This is a genomic window from Kitasatospora sp. MBT63, assembly GCF_000710465.2.
Taxonomy (GTDB): domain Bacteria; phylum Actinomycetota; class Actinomycetes; order Streptomycetales; family Streptomycetaceae; genus Kitasatospora.
Map to the genome: position 1 here is coordinate 1 of NZ_JAIZ01000254.1, position 1975 is coordinate 1975.

The 1975-nt window shown below is 78.4% G+C and carries 3 protein-coding genes; all 3 read left to right on the forward strand.

Annotated features, from left to right (window positions below; genetic code table 11):
• A partial coding sequence (locus AA75_RS16120) for a zinc-binding dehydrogenase (RefSeq protein ID WP_368666574.1) occupies window positions 1-1086 on the forward strand: 1086 nt, incomplete at its 5' end.
• Entirely contained in the window at window positions 1083-1838 is a 756-nt protein-coding gene (locus AA75_RS16125) for a cupin domain-containing protein (protein WP_051812535.1), read from the forward strand. The genes AA75_RS16120 and AA75_RS16125, both read left to right, overlap by 4 nt.
• Window positions 1835-1975, forward strand: a 141-nt coding sequence (locus AA75_RS51945) for an SDR family NAD(P)-dependent oxidoreductase (RefSeq protein WP_033820731.1), incomplete at its 3' end; no start/stop codon positions are given. The genes AA75_RS16125 and AA75_RS51945, both read left to right, overlap by 4 nt.

Sequence of the window (1975 nt, forward strand, 5' to 3'; positions counted from 1 at the left end):
CCGCCGCCCCAGGATCCGCAGGAGCACCCGGCCATGACCGTCCATCCCGTTCCCGCACTCACCCCCGTTCCCCGGACCATGGCCGCGCTGCGGATCGAGGCCCCGGACCGGGTCGTCCCGGCCCGCCTGCCGGTGCCGGTCCCCGGGCCCGGGGAGGCGCTGATCAGGACCGCCCTGGTCGGTCTCTGCGGCACCGACCTGGAGCTGCTCCGCGGCACCGCCACGTACCTGCGGGACGGCCGGGCGGGCTACCCGCTGGTCCCGGGCCACGAGTGGACCGGCACGGTGGTCACCGGCGGGCCCGAATTCGCGCCCGGCGACCGGGTGGTGGGCCGGACCATGGTCCACTGCGGGCTGTGCCGCAGCTGCCGGCGCGGCCGCCGGGAGCTGTGCGAGCGGCTCACCGAGGTCGGTCTGTACGGCCGTCAGGGCGCCGCCGCCGAGTACCTGACGATGCCGCAGACCGCGCTGGTCCGGGTGCCGGACGAGGTGGGCGACCGGGCCGCCGCCCTGGTGGAGCCCGCCGTCACCGTGGTCGGCGCCCTGGAGCGGGCGAACTGCCGTCTCGAGGACCGGGTGGCCGTCGTGGGCACCGGCACGATCGGCCTGCTCGCGGTGCAGCTCGCGGCCCGGCTGGCCGGGTCGGTCGACGCGGTCGGCATCGACCCGGCGGGTCTGGCGCTGGCCCTGCGGTTCGGCGCCCGGCGTGCGTTCGCCCCCGCCGGGGCCGCGGACCGCGAGTACTCGCTGGTGGTCGAGGCCTCCGGCGCCGCTCCCGCCTTCCGCCGGGCCCTCGGCCTGCTGGCGGACGGCGGGCGGCTGGCGGTGATCGGCGTCGCGGGTGAGCCCGCCGAGGGCTTCGTCCCCGGCGAACTGGCCCTGCGCGGACTGTCGGTGACCGGCGTCCGGCACGGGGTCGACCACTACGACCAGACGCTGGAGCTGTTCCGGTCCGGCGTCCTGGACGCCGAGCCGCTGATCGCGGCCGAACTGCCGCCCGCCGAGGGCCCGTCGGCCTTCGACCGGCTCCGCCGGGGCCGTGCCGGAGCCCCCAAGATCCTGCTCGACTTCGGAGGTACCCGATGATCCTCGTCCCTGCCGCGCTCCCCACCCGGGCGCCCGGCTTCCGCCGGCTGATCGACCCCGCCGTCGCACCGGCCGCGCTCGGCGGCCTCACCGTCGAGGCCGTCCCGGCGGGCGGCCGCACCGGGAGCACCGCCGAGTCGGAGGCCGTCACCCTGGTCCTGGCCGGGCAGGCCCGCTGGGCATCCCGGGTCCTCGGGCCGGGCGCCGGGCTCTACCACCCGCCGGGCGCCCGGTACGGGCTGACCGCCGCCGCCGACGCCCCGTTCACCCTGCTCACCGTGTACGGCCCGCCCGTCCGGAACCGGCCGCCCGGCCCGGCCGGACCCACGGGTGGCGGGGCCCCGGCCTCGGTGCCGCTGGTCCGCCGCCCGGAGCACGGCTCCGCCCTGACCCGCGGCGGCGGCTTCGCCGGGATGGGCGTGCACTGGCTGGCCACCGCGCGCAGCGTCGGCGCCCGCGGCCTCACCGTCGCGACCTCGGTCTTCGTCCCCGGCGGCCGGCACGCCCTGCACTGCCATCCGGCCGCGGACGAGTTCTTCCTGGTCCTGACCGGCGGGGGCGACCACCTCACCGAGCGCGGCCGGGTCCGGCTGGCCGCGGGTGACCTGGCGTACGTCCCGGCGGGGGAGTGGCACGGCTTCACCACCCGGCCCGGGGCCGCCACCACGGCCCTGTACGGCTACCTGGGGGCCGGCAGTCTGCGCGCCGCCGGTTACCGGATCCGCACCACCACAGCTCAGGAGGCATCATGAACGCCATCGTCACCGGCGCCAGTTCGGGCATCGGCCGGGCCGTCGCCGTCGCCCTGGCCGAGGCCGGCCACACCGTCTCGCTCGGCTACCACCGCGACCCGGCGGGCGCCCGCCGGACCGCCGAACTCGCGGGCGGA

Bases quoted from the DNA above. Each gene is read 5' to 3' on its own strand.
- AA75_RS16125 (WP_051812535.1), top strand. From the start codon at position 1,083: ATGATCCTCGTCCCTGCCGCGCTCCCCACCCGGGCGCCCGGCTTCCGC.